This window comes from Bacillus sp. CH140a_4T (assembly GCF_008923725.1).
Lineage (GTDB): Bacteria > Bacillota > Bacilli > Bacillales > Bacillaceae_G > Bacillus_A.
Map to the genome: position 1 here is coordinate 135,825 of NZ_WBPF01000013.1, position 18,257 is coordinate 154,081.

Genomic DNA, 18,257 nt, shown 5'->3' on the forward strand with positions numbered 1-18,257 from the left:
TCGTATCACAACTTAGTAGCCTTTGCAAGAAATTTAACTAAATATTTACAAAATTTTGAATTGTTTCTAAAGCGCGTGTTGCATATGCTTCATTTCGTTCTGCTTTTCTCTTAATTTTCTTCTCTAACGGTGCAAACAAACCGAAGTTTGCATTCATTGGTTGGAAGTTTTTCGCGTTTGTCGCAGTAATATAATTCGCCATACTTCCCATTGCAGTTACAGGCGGTAATACAACCGGTTCTTCACCTTTCACAAGTCGAGCAGCGTTAATACCCGCTAGTAATCCTGACGCCGCCGATTCAACATATCCCTCTACTCCAGTCATTTGGCCAGCGAAGAATAAATCATCACGTTGTTTATATTGATATGTTGGACGAAGCAAGTTAGGTGAATTAATAAACGTATTACGATGCATTACACCATAACGTACAATCTCTGCGTTTTCCAGTCCTGGAATTAACTGTAACACTTCTTTTTGTGGTCCCCACTTTAAATGCGTTTGGAAACCTACGATATTGTATAATGTTCCCGCTGCATCATCTTGACGTAACTGAACAACAGCATATGGCGTTTTCCCTGTTTTCGGATCTTCTAATCCAACAGGTTTCATCGGTCCAAATACTAGCGTCTGTCTTCCTCTACTTGCCATAACTTCTACCGGCATACAACCTTCAAAGAAAATTTCTTTTTCAAATTCTTTTAAAGGTACTGTTTCAGCAGCAATTAAAGCCTCGTAAAAACGGTCAAATTCCTCTTCCGTCATTGGGCAGTTTAAATATGCAGCTTCACCTTTATCGTAACGAGACTTTAAATATACTTTATTCATATCAATGCTGTCTTTCTCAACAATCGGTGCTGCAGCATCATAGAAATAAAAATAATCTTCACCTGTTAATTCTTTTAATTGTACAGCAAGATCTGGAGACGTAAGTGGACCTGTCGCGATAACAGTAGGCCCTTCTGGAATTTCAGTAATTTCTTCATTCATCACAGTTACGTTCGGATGGTTTTTCACATACTCCGTTACCTTTGCCGCAAATTCATGACGATCTACAGCTAAAGCCCCTCCTGCTGGTACAGAGCACTCATCAGCTGCACGAATAATAACAGAGTCCATTAGACGCATTTCTTCTTTAATAACACCAACAGCGTTTGTTAATGTGTTTGCGCGAAGCGAGTTACTGCATACTAACTCTGCAAATTTATCTGTGTGATGAGCTGGCGTTTGCCTTACTGGTCTCATTTCATATAATTTTACTTGGACACCACGTTTTGCAATTTGATAAGCTGCTTCACTTCCTGCAAGACCTGCGCCAATGACGTTTACTACTTGTGTTGTCATATTTATCACCTTTCCTTTTCTTCCCGAAAAAAATGTGAGCAGTTACGCTCACATTTGTTGTTCTTCTTCATAATCACACGAAATACATTGTACTTGCACGCCTTTTTTCAACTTCTTCTCTACAAGCATACCTTCGCACTTCGGACATTTACGACCAATTGGTTTATCCCAAGATACAAAGTCACACTCTGGATACGTACCGCATCCATAGAAAAGACGTTTCTTTTTATTACTACGGCGTTCAATAATTTGACCTTTATCACACTTCGGACAAGTAACACCGATTTCTTTCACAATCGGCTTTGTATTACGACAATCTGGGAAATTCGAACAAGCCATAAATTTCCCGTATTTACCCATTTTAAAGACCATTGGGTGATCACATAATTCACAGTCTTCCCCAGCTGGTTCATCTTTAATTTCCACTTCACGCATTTCTTTTTCCGCTTTTTCTAAACGCGGTTCAAAGCCTACGTAGAAATCATCAACAATTTTTACCCAATTCGCATTTCCTTCTTCTACTTCATCAAGACTTTGCTCCATGTTAGCAGTAAATTCAATGTTAATAATTTCTGGGAAAAACTCTAAAATAAGTTCAATTACTATTTCACCAAGTTCAGTTGGAACGAAGCGCTTATTATCCAAACCTACGTATCCACGTTTTTGAATCGTTTCAAGTGTCGGTACGTAAGTCGACGGTCTTCCAATTCCAAGCTCTTCAAGTGTTCTTACTAGACGAGCCTCTGTATAGCGCGGCGGAGGTTGTGTAAAGTGTTGCTTCGGTTCTAAATCCTTCGAAAATACAGTTTCCCCTACTTCTAAAGGTGGCAACATTTTATCCTTTTCTTCAGCCCCGTCATCTTTCGACTCTACATACACTTTCATAAATCCTGGAAACTTTACAACCGATCCACTTGCACGGAACTGAACATTGTTATTAATGAGTCTAGCTGTCACAGTATCCATTATAGCAGACGCCATTTGACTTGCAACAAATCGCTCCCAAATCAGTTTATACAACCGAAGTTGATCACGACTTAAGAAACTCTTTAGTTCCTCTGGCCTTCTCATTACCGAAGTAGGACGAATTGCCTCATGCGCATCTTGTGCGTTCGACTTTTTCGTTTCTTTCTTCTTCTCTGTTCCTATGTATTCCGCACCAAACGCCTCAGTAATGTAAGTACGCACCTCTGTTTGAGCTGTTTCCGAGATACGTGTTGAGTCAGTTCTCATATACGTAATAAGACCTACAGTCCCTTGCTTTCCAAGATCTATCCCTTCATACAATTGCTGCGCGAGCATCATTGTTTTCTTTGCTCGCATGTTTAACTTACGCGCTGCCTCTTGTTGCAAGGAAGATGTTGTAAACGGTAATGCAGGATTACGTTTTCGCTCTTTTCGCGTTACATTTTCAACTGAAAACGCATTATCTTTCATCTGTTCAATTATTTCATTCACTTGCGTTTCATTCGTTAATTGAACTTTTTCACCATCTACACCGTAAAAACTTGCTTCAAACGTGTCTTTCCCTTTCACAAATTCTGTCTTAATTGTCCAGAATTCTTCAGGCTCAAAGATTTGAATTTCTTTTTCACGTTCGATAATTAAACGAACTGCTACAGATTGTACGCGTCCTGCACTTAATCCTTTTTTTACTTTCTTCCATAATAAAGGACTAATATTGTATCCAACAAGACGATCTAGTATACGCCTTGCTTGTTGTGCATCTACTAAATCCATATTAATCGCACGAGGGTGTTTAAATGATTCTTTTATTGCATCTTTTGTAATCTCATTAAACACAACTCGGCAATCTGATTCAACGTCCACATTTAACGTATTGGCTAAATGCCAAGCAATCGCTTCCCCTTCGCGATCTGGATCGGCCGCGAGATAGACTTTCTTTGCTTTTTTTGCCGCTGATTTTAAATCTTTTAAGACGGGACCTTTACCACGAATGGTAATATACTTCGGGGTGAAGTTGTTCTTTACTTCTATCCCCATTTGGCTTTTAGGTAAATCGCGAACGTGTCCCATAGACGCGACAACTTTGTATTTTTTCCCTAAATATTTCTCAATGGTCTTCGCCTTAGAAGGCGACTCCACGATTACGAGGTAATCTGACATGCTAGTGCCTCCTTAAGAGGTGGATTCAAGTCTTCATCAATCTTATTGATTTCTCTTGTTTTTGTCAATCAAGAATGAATATACCATACAGTGCCTATCTACCATTTGTCAATAATTGTTTAATAAAAACATAAAAATATAAGGTTAATTTAAAACCTCTTCCAAGATATCTTCTGCATTTCTTACTAGTTTTGCTCCTTGTTGAATCAGATGATTCGTTCCTGATGCACTATCTATAAATATAGGTCCAGGAAGTGCAAATACCTCTCTATTTTGCTCTAAAGCAAGGTCCGCAGTAATAAGTGTTCCACTTCTTGATTTCGCTTCTACAACTAAAACACCCTTACTTATACCACTAATAATCCGGTTCCTTTTTGGAAAATACCATTTTTTCGGTGCATAGTGCGGCGGATACTCTGTTAATAACAATATATATTCATTCCACGTTTCATATAAATGTCTATTCTCTTTTGGATACATATACGATAATCCATGTCCTAGTATTGCAATAGTCGGGCAATGCCGTCTTACTGTAATTTCATGAGACATTGTATCTATCCCTCTTGCAAACCCACTGACAATTAGCCATTCCCTTTCTAATAATGGGTGTAAAATAAATTTTAAACTCTCATGTCCATATAAAGTCGGTTCTCTCGTTCCAATAACCGCTAATTTATTCGCTTTATTGAGAAAATCCTTCTCTCCTTTTCCATATAACACAAAGGGGGGATCTTGTATTTCACGTAATAATTGTGGATAATCTTCATCCCATATAGTCATATAAAAGATTCGATTTTTCTCTAAATAAGATATATATTGTGGGAGATTTGAACTTTGAAGAAAATTTACTAATTCTGAAGATTTTTTCGAGGATATTCCAGTGTAGTATTCCATTTGTTTTGCATTAAAAGTGTATATTCCCTTCAATTCAGGATCGACATAGAGTAGTCTTTCCATCACCTTCCAATGATCTGCTAAAAAATAATGAAGATGTAATAATCGTTCTCTTTTCATCTTAATTCTCCTTACCCATAATTTTTATTATGTAAACAAGAATTGCGTAAAAAGACACCTTCAAGCAAGAAGGTGTCTTTCAACAGATTAGTAGTTTTTACAAGTCTCAAATAGACCTTTTTCTTTTAAGACAGAGATTAGCGTTTCACCCATAACCGCTGGAGTTTCCGCTACTTTAATACCACAAGCTTCCATTGTTTTAATCTTTTCAGCAGCAGTTCCTTTACCGCCAGAAATGATTGCCCCAGCATGGCCCATACGTTTGCCAGCAGGCGCTGTTTGGCCACCAATGAAGCCTACAACAGGTTTTGTCATATTAGCTTTCACCCATTCAGCCGCCTCTTCTTCCGCTGTACCACCGATTTCACCAATCATAATTACAGCATGTGTTTCTTCATCTTCATTAAATGCTTTTAACGCATCTATAAAGTCCGTACCGTTAACTGGGTCTCCGCCGATACCTACAGCAGTAGATTGGCCAATACCTTCTTGTGTTAACTGATGTACAGCCTCATACGTTAATGTACCAGAGCGAGATACGATACCTACATGGCCTTTTTTATGAATATATCCTGGCATAATACCAATTTTGCATTCATCAGGCGTAATAACACCAGGACAGTTTGGTCCAAGTAAACGTGTATGTTTACCCGCCATATATCTCTTTACGTTTACCATATCTAATACAGGAATTCCTTCAGTAATACATACTACTAAATCGATTTCTGCATCAACTGCTTCCATAATTGCATCAGCCGCAAAAGCGGGTGGGACGTATACAACTGAAGCGTTTGCGCCTGTTGCTTTCACTGCATCTTCTACAGTATCAAATACTGGTACACCTTCAATATCAGTGCCACCTTTACCTGGCGTTACACCACCGACAATTTTCGTACCATATTCAATCATTTGTTTTGTGTGGAATAACCCTTGAGAACCCGTAATACCTTGAACAATAACTTTTGTATCTTTATTAACTAATACGCTCATTTTTCTCCCCCGCTTTCTATTAGCCCACTAGTGAAACAATTTTTTGTGCACCGTCTGCCATAGATTCTGCTGCAACAATATTTAAGCCAGACTCATTTAAAATTTTCTTACCTAACTCTACGTTTGTACCTTCAAGACGTACAACTAAAGGTAATTCAAGACCTACTTGTTTCGTTGCTTCAATAACACCTTCTGCGATAACATCACACTTCATGATGCCACCAAAAATGTTAACGAAGATACCTTTTACGTTTTTGTCAGAAAGGATAATTTTGAATGCTTCTGTAACTTTTTCAGCTGTTGCACCGCCACCAACATCTAAGAAGTTAGCTGGATCACCATGATAATGTTTAATGATATCCATTGTAGCCATAGCTAAACCTGCACCATTAACCATACAACCGATATTTCCATCTAAAGGAATGTAGTTTAAGTCATATTTAGAAGCTTCAATTTCTTTTGAATCTTCCTCATCAAGGTCACGAAGTTCTAAAATGTCTTTATGGCGATATAAAGCATTAGAATCAAAGTTTAATTTCGCATCTAATGCCATAACTTTACCGTCACCTGTTGTAACAAGTGGATTAATCTCCGCGATAGAGCAATCTTTTTCGATAAACGCACGGTATAAGCCCATCATAAACTTCACAGTTTGTCCTACAAGCTCTTTTGGAATATTGATGTTAAATGCGATTCGGCGCGCTTGGAAGCCTTGTAAGCCTACTGCTGGATCAATATATTCTTTAAAGATTTTTTCAGGTGTTTGCTCTGCTACTTCTTCAATCTCTGTTCCACCTTCTTCAGATGCCATTAAAACAACTTGAGAAGTTGCACGATCTAAAACTAGACCAACATAATATTCTTTTTTAATATCGCAACCTTCTTCGATAAGTAAGCGTTTTACTTCCTTACCTTCAGGACCTGTTTGATGTGTCACAAGTGTAGTTCCTAAAATGCTCTCTGCATATGTACGAACTTCATCTAAATTTTTTGCAACTTTTACTCCGCCAGCTTTGCCGCGTCCACCAGCGTGAATTTGTGCTTTTACTACACATACATCCGTTCCTAATTCTTTCGCTGCTTCTACAGCTTCTTCTACTGTAAATGCAACCTTCCCGTTCGGAACGCTAACCCCATAGCTTCTAAGGACTGCCTTACCTTGATACTCATGGATATTCATGGTCCCATCCTCCCCTGTTTTCCTGTTTTACTCGAAAAGTTTTTTAATGTTTAAAAAACATTACATTGCCATTGTATAAGATGATTGGCACGCTGTCTACAATAAAGTGTCAGAAAACTGAAATCGCTTTATTCTTTTTTGAAAATAATAATGTTCGTATACCAAAATAAAAAAATAAGCTGCATATTCGCAGCTTATTTTTGAATCATATCTTTAATTGGCGCAAACGATTTTCGATGTTCTTCTAATACTCCATGCGCTTCAATCGCTTCTAAATGTTGTTTTGTGCCATATCCCATATGTTGTTCAAATCCATATGCAGGATACTTTTCCCCAAGCTCTTTCATCATACGATCTCTCGTTACTTTCGCAATAATGGATGCAGCTGAAATAGAAATACTTTTCGCATCACCTTTAATAATGGATGTTTGCGGAATTGATGTAGGAAGTTTCATCGCATCAATTAATAAATATTCTGGTGCACAAGATAAATTCGCAACAGCATCTAACATCGCTTGTTTCGTCGCTTGATAAATATTTATCTCATCAATAATTTGTGGTGATACAATTCCAACTCCAATTGCAATTGCTTGCGCTTTGATTTCATCATAAAAACGCTCTCGCTTCGCCTCACTCAGCTTTTTCGAGTCATTTAATCCTGGAATATAAAAATCTTCCGGAAGGACAACAGCTGCCGTTACAACAGGCCCAGCTAGCGGTCCACGACCTACTTCATCTATACCTGCGATATATGTGAGACCTTTTTCACGTAATGCAATCTCGTACCTGGACATTTCGAAAAACTTTTCTTTTTCTTTCTGCGCTAACTCTTTTTGTTTATGCCACTTCAAAATGAGCTTTTGTACCCCTTTTCGCTCGTCTTTCATTAATATTTGAAAGCGGTCATCTTCTTCACTCATTATTTCATGCAGTAAACGTTCCGCTTCTTGAATAGTCACTTTTTGCATTCATGCCACTCCCTTTATATACAAAAAAGAAAAGACGTACAAACGCACGTCTTATACTTCTTCTACTTTTTCTGCATCTTCTGTCTGCTCTGCAAACTCTTCTGGTGTTTCAAACGTCATTTTTCCAAGTTTTCCACCACGAAGCTCACGCAGTACAAGCTCAGATGTTTTATCATAATCGATCATTCCGCCGCCCATTAAACAGCCTCTATTTTTTCCAATTGCATCGAATAACTCCACAATATCTTCTGGAATCTCATTTAAATTATATCGCTCTTTCAAACGTTCTGGATAATGTTTCTCCATAAAACGTAGTGCGTAAACAGCAACATCTTGTAAATTTAAAATTGAATCTTTAATTGCGCCCGTTGTCGCTAATCTAAGACCCACTAATTGATCTTCAAATTTAGGCCATAAAATACCAGGTGTATCTAACAATTCCATTTCTTTCCCAACTTTAATCCATTGTTGAGCTGTTGTCACACCAGGGCGATCTCCTGTTTTAGCAATATTTTTCTTCGCCAACTTATTAATTAACGTAGATTTACCAACATTCGGTATACCTACAATTAATGCACGAATCGCTCTCGGTCTAATACCTTTTGCAGCCATTTTGTCAAATTTTTCTTTCACCAATACTTTACAAGCCGCTGCAATTTCCTTCATACCTTGTCCAGCTTGTGCGTTAATTGAAATTGCCATCTGGCCTTTTTCTTTAAAATATGCGATCCATTGCTTTGTTAAACGATCATCTGCCATATCCGCTTTATTTAAAACAACAAGCCTCGGTTTATGTGTAATAATCTCATCGATCATTGGATTTCGAGAAGATAAAGGTAATCGAGCATCTACAAGCTCAATTACAACATCAATTAACTTTAATTTTTCTGTTACTTGGCGTCTAGCCTTTGCCATATGTCCCGGGAACCACTGAATTACCATGTTGCCACCTTCTTTTTCTTTTATTTCACAATACGAGCATCTTTTAACGGCCAATATAGTATATTCGCTTTTCCAATCACTTGGTCCATTGAAATTGTACCAATCGAACGGCTATCTTTACTAAAACGACGATTATCGCCTAAAACAAATAATTGACCTTCTGGAACAGTTTTCTTCCCTGTCATTTCTTCAAGAGTAAAATCATATGTAAGCGGCCCATCAGCAATTTGTTTTTTTTGCTTGTCTAAATACGGCTCCTCATAAGCCTTTCCGTTAACATATAGTTTATCATTACGATACTCTATTTCATCGCCTGGTAGGCCGATAATGCGCTTAATATAATCTTTATCTTCCGTTGCCCGGAATACGATAATATCAAATCGTTTTGGATCTCCTATGTGATAACCAATTTTATTGACAATCATTCGATCACGATCATGTAAAGTAGACGCCATCGACACTCCATCTACGAGAATTGGTGCAAAGAAAAACTGTCTAATAACACCCGCTAATACAACAGCAATCAAAATTGCTTTGATCCATTCCCAAAGTGAACTCTTTTCTTTCTTCATGCATTTCCCCTCCACGATTATGTAAGCTGCTCGTATTATATCAAAATTTTATATAGATTGGAAAAAGGGAGCTTGTGTATTTACAAGCTCCCATACATGTCTTATCGAATTTCTTTAATACGTGCTTTTTTACCGCGAAGGTTACGTAAGTAGTATAACTTAGCACGACGTACTTTACCACGGCGAAGTACTTCAAGTTTCGCGATTCTTGGCGTGTGAACTGGGAATGTACGCTCAACACCTACACCGTAAGAAATCTTACGAACTGTGAATGTTTCACTGATTCCGCCACCACGACGTTTAATTACAACACCTTCGAAAAGCTGAATTCTTTCACGAGTTCCCTCAACTACTTTTACGTGTACACGTAAAGTGTCTCCAGGACGGAATGAAGGAAGGTCAGTTTTTAATTGGCCTTGAGTAATTTCTGCGATTAATTGTTGCATATTAAATTCTCTCCTTTAAACAGATGCTCTTATAAAGTCTTAATAAATTACAGCGGAACATCGTTAATACGGCCACTGATTTCAGTAGCACAAGTGTTATAATAGCATATTGCTAGGACTGTTGCAATAGGAAATATATCAAGCCCTTACTTGTCTTCTTTAATCTGTTCTAGCCATTTCGCTTCTTGCTTAGATAATTCTCGTTCTTCCAGTAAATCCGGTCTACGCGTGTACGTACGACGTAGTGATTCTTTGTGTCGCCATTCATCAATATTTTTATGATTTCCTGACATTAATACATTCGGTACCTTCATACCACGAAAATCAGCTGGACGTGTATAATGAGGATGCTCTAATAAACCTGTACTAAACGAATCCTCGACTTGTGAAGCATGATTTCCTAGCACTCCCGGCAGGAGACGCACGACACTATCAGTAATAACCATAGAGGCTAACTCTCCTCCGGTTAATACGTAGTCACCGATAGAAATCTCATCTGTTACGAGATGCTCACGAATTCTTTCATCGTACCCTTCATAATGACCACACACAAAAATAACATGCTCTTCTTCAGCAAGTTCTTCTGCCTTCTTCTGCGTAAAACGCTCTCCTTGTGGACACATTAAAACAACTCTCGGTTTACGGTCTGTTTCCTTCGTTAACTCTTCCACTGCATCAAAGATAGGCTGAGGGGTTAATACCATCCCAGCGCCACCACCATACGGATAATCATCTACGCTATTATGCTTACTCGTTGTATAATCGCGGAAATTGACAACACGAAGCTCTACCGCTTCTTTTTCTTGTGCTTTCTTTAAAATTGAAGATCCAAACACACCCGTAAACATATCTGGAAACAATGTTAAAATGTCAATTTTCATTATAGCAATCCTTCCATTACATGAATGGTTACTAATTTATTCTCAATGTTAACTTGAAGTACAACATCATCAATATAAGGAATTAACAGATCTTGACCTTTTGGACGTTTAATTACCCAAACATCATTTGCACCAGGAGATAAAATTTCTTTTATTGTTCCTAACGCTTCTCCTTCTTCCGTTACAACACTGCAACCAATAATTTCATGGTAGTAGTATTCGCCTTCAGCTAGTTCACCTAACTGCTCTTCTGGTACTTTTATTAAAGAACCTTTAAACTTCTCTGCTTCATCTACATTGTTGTATCCTTCAAATGTTAATAAATCAAATGTCTTATGCTGACGATGAGAAGTTACTTTCACCGGAAGGTAGTCTGTACTTTTCTCATTACTTATGTATAGCGTGTTTCCTACTTTATATCGCTCTTCTGGAAAATCAGTACGAGAAATAACACGAATTTCTCCTCTTACGCCATGAGTATTTACAATTTTCCCTACGTTAAACCATTTTGTCATAAATAGTATGTCACCCCTGGTTTCTATATAAATTAAGCATTTCCATTTCATATATGGAACATGCAACTTCTCTTTAAATGTTAAAAAAGGGAGAGGAAATAACTCCTCGCCCTTTTTACGTTTATTGAATTTCCAGTGTTACTTTTTCATCATTATGATGTCCCACTGAATACAAGAGCATTCGAATTGCTTTCGCAACTCTTCCTTGCTTTCCAATGACTTTTCCAACATCCTCAGGATGTACAGTTAATCGATACTTTATCTCTCCGTTGTAAAGTTCCTGTGTAACTTTTACATCTTCAGGATGATCGACAAGAGGCTTGACAATCGTCTCGACTAACTTCTTCATAGTCATTGCCTCAATTACTTACCTTGTTTAGATAAGTGGAATTTCTCCATGATACCTTGGTTAGAGAATAAGTTACGAACTGTATCAGATGGTTTAGCACCATTTCCTAACCATTTTAATGCTGCTTCTTCGTTGATCTTAACTTCAGCTGGTTGAGCAACCGGATTGTAAGTACCGATTTCCTCAATGAAACGTCCGTCACGAGGAGAACGAGAATCTGCAACAACTACACGATAGAAAGGAGTTTTTTTAGCTCCCATACGTTTTAAACGAATTTTAACTGCCATTTATAAAGCACCTCCGAATTTATTTCACACAGATAATTATATTAGCAAAAAGACTATTGCTTTGTAAAGTATTTTTTCTTAACAGAGCCATCTTTTTTCCTTACATGAATGGAAACTTCAATCCACCTAGTCCTTTTTTCTTACCTTTTTGCATTCCCGTCATCGTTTTCATCATCTTTTTCATATCATCAAATTGCTTGATTAAACGATTGATTTCTTGTACCGTTGTACCGCTACCTTTGGCAATGCGCTTTTTGCGACTAGCATTGATTATTTCCGGTTGTTCTCGCTCTAATTTAGTCATAGAACGAATAATTGCTTCAATATGCCCAATTTGTTTTTCATCAACTTGCGCATTTTTCAGCCCTTTAATTTTATTTGCACCAGGAAGCATTCCTAACAATTCATCAAGCGGTCCAAGTTGACGCACTTGTCCAAGTTGTTCTAGGAAATCGTCAAGCGTAAACGAAAGCGTACGCATTTTTTGCTCAAGTTCTTTTGCTTTCTCTTCATCAACTGTAGCTTGCGCTTTTTCAATTAATGTTAAGACGTCTCCCATCCCTAAAATACGGGATGCCATACGCTCTGGATGGAACGCTTCAATCGCATCTAGTTTTTCACCCATACCAGCAAATTTAATCGGTGTATTTGTTACCGCCTTAATAGATAATGCCGCACCACCGCGCGTATCACCATCTAATTTCGTTAATACAACACCTGTTAAACCTAACTGTTCATGGAAACTTTGTGCAACATTTACCGCGTCTTGTCCCGTCATCGCATCGACAACAAGGAAAATTTCATCCGGTTTCGCAACTTCTTTCACTTTCGCTAATTCATCCATTAGTTCTTCATCAATATGCAGGCGACCTGCTGTATCAATTAAAACATAATCGTGATGATCTTCTTTTGCTTTTGCAATCGCTTGTTTCGCAATTTCAACAGGACTTACTTGATCTCCTAAAGAGAATACAGGCATGTCCAATTGCTTCCCTAATGTTTCAAGCTGTTTAATCGCTGCTGGACGGTAAATATCCGCTGCAACAAGCATTGGTTTACGATTATGCTTTTTACGAAGCAAATTCGCAAGCTTACCTGTCGTCGTTGTTTTACCTGCACCTTGCAGACCAACCATCATTATAACAGTTGGTGGCCTATTAGCAACAGCAATTTTGCTTTGCTCTCCGCCCATAAGTTCTGTAAGTTCTTCCTGTACGACTTTAATTACTTGTTGTCCAGGTGTCAAACTTGTCATTACATCTTGTCCGACAGCACGTTCAGACACACGCTTTACAAAATCTTTTACTACTTTAAAGTTAACGTCCGCTTCTAAAAGAGCTAGACGAACTTCTCTCATCATTTCTTTCACATCGGCTTCAGAAACTTTTCCTTTGCCGCGGATTTTTTGCATTGTCTGTTGAAGTCGGTCGGCTAATCCTTCAAATGCCATATTGCCGCCCTCCTAATCTAATTTTTCGATAGCTTCAACAACTTGTTTCATTTCTTCATTCACATGCTCTTCTTCGCTGATTAGCTGTTTTAGCTTTGCAACAAGTCGCTGTCGCTCTTGAAACTTTTGAAGTAATACTAATTTATCTTCATATTCTTCAAGCATCGCTTCAGTCCGTTTAATGTTATCATACACGGCTTGGCGACTTACATCAAATTCTTCCGCAATTTCACCAAGAGATAAATCATCTAGATAATAAAGCGACATATAACTTCTTTGTTTTTGCGTTAACAACGATTGATAAAAATCAAATAAATAGTTCATTCTCGTTGTTTTCTCGAGCATGTTGGATCATCCTTTGTTAAGTGATTTCCCTTTACATGAATTAGTTTACATGGAGTACAAAAGAGTGTCAAGTTTTTTTCTTAACATCACATATTTTTTATAGAAAAAGAAGCGGAAAATACCGCTTCTTTCACTTACACTTCTTCTGTTTCTACTAGGTTCGCAAATAAACCATACACATATTGTTCTGGGTCAAACTGCTGTAAGTCATCCATTTGCTCTCCTAATCCAACGAATTTCACCGGTACATCCATTTCGTTACGAATCGCTAATACAATACCACCTTTAGCAGTTCCATCTAACTTCGTTAAAACAATACCAGTAACATTCGTTGCTTCACGGAATGTTTTCGCTTGACTCAAACCGTTTTGTCCTGTTGTTGCATCAATAACAAGTAATACTTCGTGAGGAGCCCCCGGTACTTCACGCTCAATTACACGCTTCACTTTCTCTAACTCTTTCATTAAGTTTACTTTATTTTGTAAGCGTCCTGCTGTGTCACATAGTAATACGTCTACTTTACGTGCTTTCGCGGCTTGTACAGCGTCATACATAACCGCCGCTGGATCAGATCCGGATCCTTGTTTAATCACTTCTACACCAACGCGATCGCCCCATACTTCTAATTGCTCAATCGCTCCCGCGCGGAATGTATCTCCTGCCGCCAATAGGACAGACTTACCTTCTGATTTGAATTTATGTGCTAGTTTACCAATCGTCGTCGTTTTTCCTACGCCGTTAACACCGACAAATAAAACAACTGTTAATTGATCCTCTTGCATATTAATTTCGTTACTAAACTCACTGTCACCTTTGTAAATTCCTACTAACTTTTCTGAAATAACAGCTTGTACTTCTTTTGGATCCTGGATGTTACGACGTTGCACTTCTTCTTTCAATTGATCAATTAATTCCATTACCGTCGAAACTCCGACATCTGCACCAATTAAAATTTCTTCTAATTCCTCAAAGAAATCTTCATCTACTTTACGATAACGATAAACTAAATCATTTACTTTATCTGCAAACGAATTTCTCGTTTTTTCCAATCCATGTTTAAATTTCTCTGTTACCGTATCTGTTTGTTTTGAAATTTTTTCTTTTAATTTTTTAAAAAAGCTCATACTGTCCCATCCTTCCTAATTACTTGCAACTAGTTCTTCTCCATCATCTAAACGAACCGAAACAAGTTTAGATACCCCTGACTCTTGCATTGTTACACCGTACAATACGTCAGACTCTTCCATTGTACCTTTTCTATGTGTAATGACAATAAACTGTGTCTCATCACTAAATTTCTTTAAATACTGCGCAAAACGGGCAACATTCGCCTCATCAAGAGCCGCCTCTACCTCATCTAGTACACAGAATGGGACTGGGCGCACTTTTAAAATACCAAATAACAGCGCAATTGCTGTTAAAGCACGCTCTCCACCTGAAAGTAAACCTAAGTTTTGTAGTTTTTTCCCTGGCGGTTGCGCTACAATATCAATACCCGTATTTAATAAGTCCTCTGGATTCGTCATGACTAAATCCGCTCTACCGCCTCCAAATAATTCAGAGAATACTGATTGAAACTCCATTCGGATTCCTTCAAACGTAGTAGAGAAGCGTTTTTTCATTTCTTCATCCATTTCAGTAATAAGCTGGTGTAATGTCGTTTTCGCTTCTTCTAGGTCATCTTTTTGCTCTAGTAAGAATGTATGACGCTCTGCTACACGCTCATACTCTTCAATTGCCCCTAAGTTTACTGTGCCTAGCTCTTCGATGGATAATTTAATTAGTTTCACCTTTTTACGCGCATCCTCTGCAGGCATCATCATAGTATACTTCAGTTTTGCTGCTTCAAATGAAATTGTATATGTTTCACGTAAATGTTGTAATCTATTTTCTAACTCTACATCAAGTCGGTTTATTTTTACTTCTTGATCTTTCAGCATCTCAAGAATGTATTTATGTTTACCTGTTGTTTCTTTCAGATTACGCTCTAAATGTTCTACTCTCTCTTGTAACGATACGCGTTGTTCACGACGAGAGCGAATTAACTCTGAAGTTTGATTACGATCATATGCTTTCTTCTCAATCATATTCGTAATCTGTTCTTCACCACTTGAATTAGATGTCATTTCTTGTTTTAAGAATGCTAAATCCTCTTTCGTTTTGACAAGCGTTGCATCCGTTTCTTCTTTTTCCTTCGTCAATCGTTCAACTTTTTCTTTTTGATTAGATAAGCGTTGCTGCTTTTCAGCCGCTAACACTTTTAACTCCGTCATTTCTTTTTGCACTTTTTCTTTCGAAGAATGCTGCTCACTTTTTTGTTTTGTTAAAGCGACAATTTTACTATCTAATTCCGTAATCTCTGCTTGAAGCGTTGCTAAAATCTTTTCTAGCTCTTCTTTACGCCCTTGTATTTTCACTTGATCTTGTAAAAATCCTTCAATCTCTAAATCGTAAATAGATAAACGATCATTAATACGATGTTCTTCTAATTCTAAGCGACTAATTTCTTCTCTTAATTTCTGTTCATCTACACGCTCTGCTTCTACACTTTGCCTTAGTTCGCGTATTTTCACTTCTTTTTCTTGAATTTCTTGCTTTACTGCTTTAACAAAGTTTTCTAACTTCGTTGTTTTTTCTTCCATATCAGTCAACTTGCTCGTCCACTCTTCTAGTTCACGTTGACGTCCTAATAAAGAAGATTTTGCCTGCTTTACCGCTCCACCAGTCATAGAACCGCCAGGGTTCACTACATCACCTTCGATTGTAACAATGCGATATCGGTATTGCAGTTGTTTCGCCAACTCATTCGCCCCACGTAAATCTTTCGCAACAATAACAGTACCTAATAAATTTGAAACTACATTTTCATATTTATTGTTATACTGCACAAGTTCTGCCGCCACACCTACAAACGATGGATGTTGATTTACAATACGTAATTGTTCAAATGATAACGATCTACTTTTAATAACAGCTTGCGGTAAAAACGTTGCTCGTCCATGTTTATTTTGTTTTAAAAACGTAATTGCATTACGAGCATTTTCTTCTTTTTGTACGACAATATGCTGCATCGCTGCACCTAGAGCAATTTCCATTGCAATTTCATATTCTTTCGGTACCGTTAGCAGTTCTGCAACAGCACCCTCGATACCTTGCAACCTATCTTCTCTAGCTTTTAATACTTCACGTACTCCTTGATAGAAACCAGAGTAATCTTCTTGCATCTCTTCTAGCATTTCTTTTCGAGAACGTGCCTGTTGTACAAATTGATACGCTTGATACAGTTTTGTTTCATTTTCACTATACTGCGTCTTGCATTTCCCAAGTGCCGCTTCTGTCTTTTGTATATTCGAAAGGATACCAGCTACTTTTTCTTTCACTTGTTCATAACTTTCCACAAGTTTCGTCTTTTTCGCTGTAATTTCCATACGTATTTCTACATATTTCGCATTTTCTTCATCGAGGCGTTCATTTTTTGAGTTTTGTTGTTTAGATTGTTCTTCAATCATAGATAACTCATTACGGTGACTAGCTTGTTGATTTAAAAGTTCAATATAGTCACCTTTTAAATTCTCAATTTGTTCCTCTAAATTGTCAGCAAAAGTTGCAAGCAGTAGCTCATTATCATGCAATTTTGTCTCCAACTCTTTTACTTGATTTACAAATTGCATCAACACTTCTGTACTGGATTCAATTTCACCATCATAACTTGTAGCTTTCTCTGTTAATTCAACAATTAACTGTTCGAGTTGTGCACAATGCGTCGTTGCATTTTGTTTTCTCTCTTTTAATAACTCACGCTGTCCTTCTAACTTTTCTAGCTCTTTACTAGAAAGAAGAAGTACTTCTTGCAAGGAATCTACAGACTCATCTACTGCTTGTAATTGTCCTCGTAATTCCTCTAGCTCTTCTTCACCTTTTTGTAAATGCGTTGACATTTTCACTTCTTCATTTTTATTATGCCCAAACTGATTTCGAAGCGCTTCCCATTTCTCATGTAATTCTTCAATTTCATGTACAATAAGCGCCGCTTCTACTTTCTCTAATTCTTCTTTTTTCTCGAGATAATCTTTCGCAATAGAAGCTTGTCTTTCCAAAGGTTCTACTTGACTACTTAATTCGTGAATGATATCTTGTACACGATTTAAGTTTTCTTGTGTGTCTGCTAATTTCACTTCAGCTTTCTTTTTACGAAGTTTGTATTTCAACACTCCCGCAGCTTCTTCAAATACACCACGACGTTCTTCTGATTTACTACTTAAAATCTCTTCAACTTTCCCCTGGCTAATAATCGAAAAAGCTTCTCTTCCCATACCAGAGTCCATAAATAAATCGATAATATCTTTCAATCTACATGATTGTTTATTAATATAAAAATCACTATCACCCAAGCGAGATACACGACGCGTTACACACACCTCATTATATTCAATCGGTAAACGTTGATCTTCATTATTTAAAGTTATTGTTACTTCAGCAACATTAACCGCTCTTCTCGTATCACTGCCTGCAAAAATAATATCCTCCATCTTTGCACCACGTAATGATTTTGCAGATTGTTCACCAAGTACCCAGCGAATCGCATCAGTAATATTACTTTTCCCACTTCCATTAGGTCCTACTACAGAAGTTACACCTGGGACAAAATCAACAGATACACGCTCAGCAAAAGACTTAAACCCTGCTATTTCTAATCTTTTTAAAAACACGAAAGGCCTTCCTCCTATTCTCCGTTGTTATAACTGTTGTCTATACAAAAACAAGCTATTATACGGATTTCCCTTCCCTTTATTCACAAACAAAAAGAAAGTTTCATTCTATGCATAAGGAATCCCCCTCATTCAAAGGG

General features: G+C 37.6%; 17 protein-coding genes. All 17 read right to left on the reverse strand.

Annotated features, from left to right (window positions below; translation table 11 throughout):
* Positions 1-37: 37 nt before the first annotated feature.
* Positions 38-1,342 carry an FADH(2)-oxidizing methylenetetrahydrofolate--tRNA-(uracil(54)-C(5))-methyltransferase TrmFO gene (gene trmFO / locus F8162_RS09270; RefSeq protein WP_151632635.1) on the reverse strand — a complete coding sequence of 435 codons (1,305 nt, stop codon included), beginning with the start codon at positions 1,340-1,342 and terminating at the stop codon, positions 38-40.
* Positions 1,343-1,390: 48 nt separating this feature from the next.
* Positions 1,391-3,469 carry a type I DNA topoisomerase gene (topA, locus tag F8162_RS09275; RefSeq protein WP_151632637.1) on the reverse strand — a complete coding sequence of 693 codons (2,079 nt, stop codon included), beginning with the start codon at positions 3,467-3,469 and terminating at the stop codon, positions 1,391-1,393.
* A gap of 144 nt (positions 3,470-3,613) precedes the next feature.
* A complete protein-coding gene (gene dprA / locus F8162_RS09280; protein WP_151632639.1) occupies positions 3,614-4,483 on the reverse strand; it encodes a DNA-processing protein DprA in 870 nt (289 codons plus the stop codon).
* 87 nt (positions 4,484-4,570) lie between these two features.
* The gene (gene sucD / locus F8162_RS09285; RefSeq protein ID WP_000115178.1) at positions 4,571-5,473 is read right to left on the reverse strand and encodes a succinate--CoA ligase subunit alpha; all 903 of its coding nucleotides are present in this window, start codon (positions 5,471-5,473) and stop codon (positions 4,571-4,573) included.
* 19 nt (positions 5,474-5,492) lie between these two features.
* On the reverse strand, positions 5,493-6,653 hold the full coding sequence (gene sucC, locus F8162_RS09290; RefSeq protein ID WP_151632641.1) for an ADP-forming succinate--CoA ligase subunit beta: 1,161 nt from the start codon (positions 6,651-6,653) through the stop codon (positions 5,493-5,495).
* A 194-nt stretch (positions 6,654-6,847) separates the two neighbouring features.
* Complete coding sequence (locus tag F8162_RS09295) at positions 6,848-7,621, reverse strand: ribonuclease HII (protein ID WP_151632644.1); 774 nt, start codon at positions 7,619-7,621, stop codon at positions 6,848-6,850.
* Between the two features lie 51 nt (positions 7,622-7,672).
* Positions 7,673-8,563 carry a ribosome biogenesis GTPase YlqF gene (gene ylqF / locus F8162_RS09300; RefSeq protein WP_151632646.1) on the reverse strand — a complete coding sequence of 297 codons (891 nt, stop codon included), beginning with the start codon at positions 8,561-8,563 and terminating at the stop codon, positions 7,673-7,675.
* Positions 8,564-8,583: 20 nt separating this feature from the next.
* Complete coding sequence (gene lepB, locus F8162_RS09305; RefSeq protein ID WP_000711857.1) at positions 8,584-9,135, reverse strand: signal peptidase I; 552 nt, start codon at positions 9,133-9,135, stop codon at positions 8,584-8,586.
* A 101-nt stretch (positions 9,136-9,236) separates the two neighbouring features.
* Entirely contained in the window at positions 9,237-9,581 is a 345-nt protein-coding gene (rplS, locus tag F8162_RS09310) for a 50S ribosomal protein L19 (RefSeq protein ID WP_001186518.1), read from the reverse strand.
* Positions 9,582-9,727: 146 nt separating this feature from the next.
* Positions 9,728-10,462, reverse strand: a complete 735-nt coding sequence (trmD, locus tag F8162_RS09315; RefSeq protein WP_064475006.1) for a tRNA (guanosine(37)-N1)-methyltransferase TrmD — start codon at positions 10,460-10,462, stop codon at positions 9,728-9,730.
* Entirely contained in the window at positions 10,462-10,977 is a 516-nt protein-coding gene (gene rimM / locus F8162_RS09320; protein WP_000170282.1) for a ribosome maturation factor RimM, read from the reverse strand. The genes trmD and rimM overlap by 1 nt, the downstream gene beginning before the upstream one ends.
* A 121-nt stretch (positions 10,978-11,098) precedes the next feature.
* The gene (locus tag F8162_RS09325; protein WP_000737399.1) at positions 11,099-11,326 is read right to left on the reverse strand and encodes a KH domain-containing protein; all 228 of its coding nucleotides are present in this window, start codon (positions 11,324-11,326) and stop codon (positions 11,099-11,101) included.
* 14 nt (positions 11,327-11,340) lie between these two features.
* Positions 11,341-11,613, reverse strand: a complete 273-nt coding sequence (rpsP, locus tag F8162_RS09330) for a 30S ribosomal protein S16 (protein ID WP_000268750.1) — start codon at positions 11,611-11,613, stop codon at positions 11,341-11,343.
* Positions 11,614-11,713: 100 nt separating this feature from the next.
* The gene (ffh, locus tag F8162_RS09335) at positions 11,714-13,063 is read right to left on the reverse strand and encodes a signal recognition particle protein (protein ID WP_000863466.1); all 1,350 of its coding nucleotides are present in this window, start codon (positions 13,061-13,063) and stop codon (positions 11,714-11,716) included.
* A 12-nt stretch (positions 13,064-13,075) separates the two neighbouring features.
* Positions 13,076-13,408, reverse strand: coding sequence for a putative DNA-binding protein (locus F8162_RS09340; RefSeq protein ID WP_000891061.1), 333 nt, complete (start codon positions 13,406-13,408; stop codon positions 13,076-13,078).
* A gap of 134 nt (positions 13,409-13,542) precedes the next feature.
* On the reverse strand, positions 13,543-14,532 hold the full coding sequence (gene ftsY, locus F8162_RS09345) for a signal recognition particle-docking protein FtsY (RefSeq protein WP_000007644.1): 990 nt from the start codon (positions 14,530-14,532) through the stop codon (positions 13,543-13,545).
* Positions 14,533-14,547: 15 nt separating this feature from the next.
* Positions 14,548-18,117: a chromosome segregation protein SMC gene (smc, locus tag F8162_RS09350; protein ID WP_151632648.1), complete on the reverse strand. Its 3,570-nt coding sequence runs from the start codon at positions 18,115-18,117 to the stop codon at positions 14,548-14,550.
* Positions 18,118-18,257: the final 140 nt, after the last annotated feature.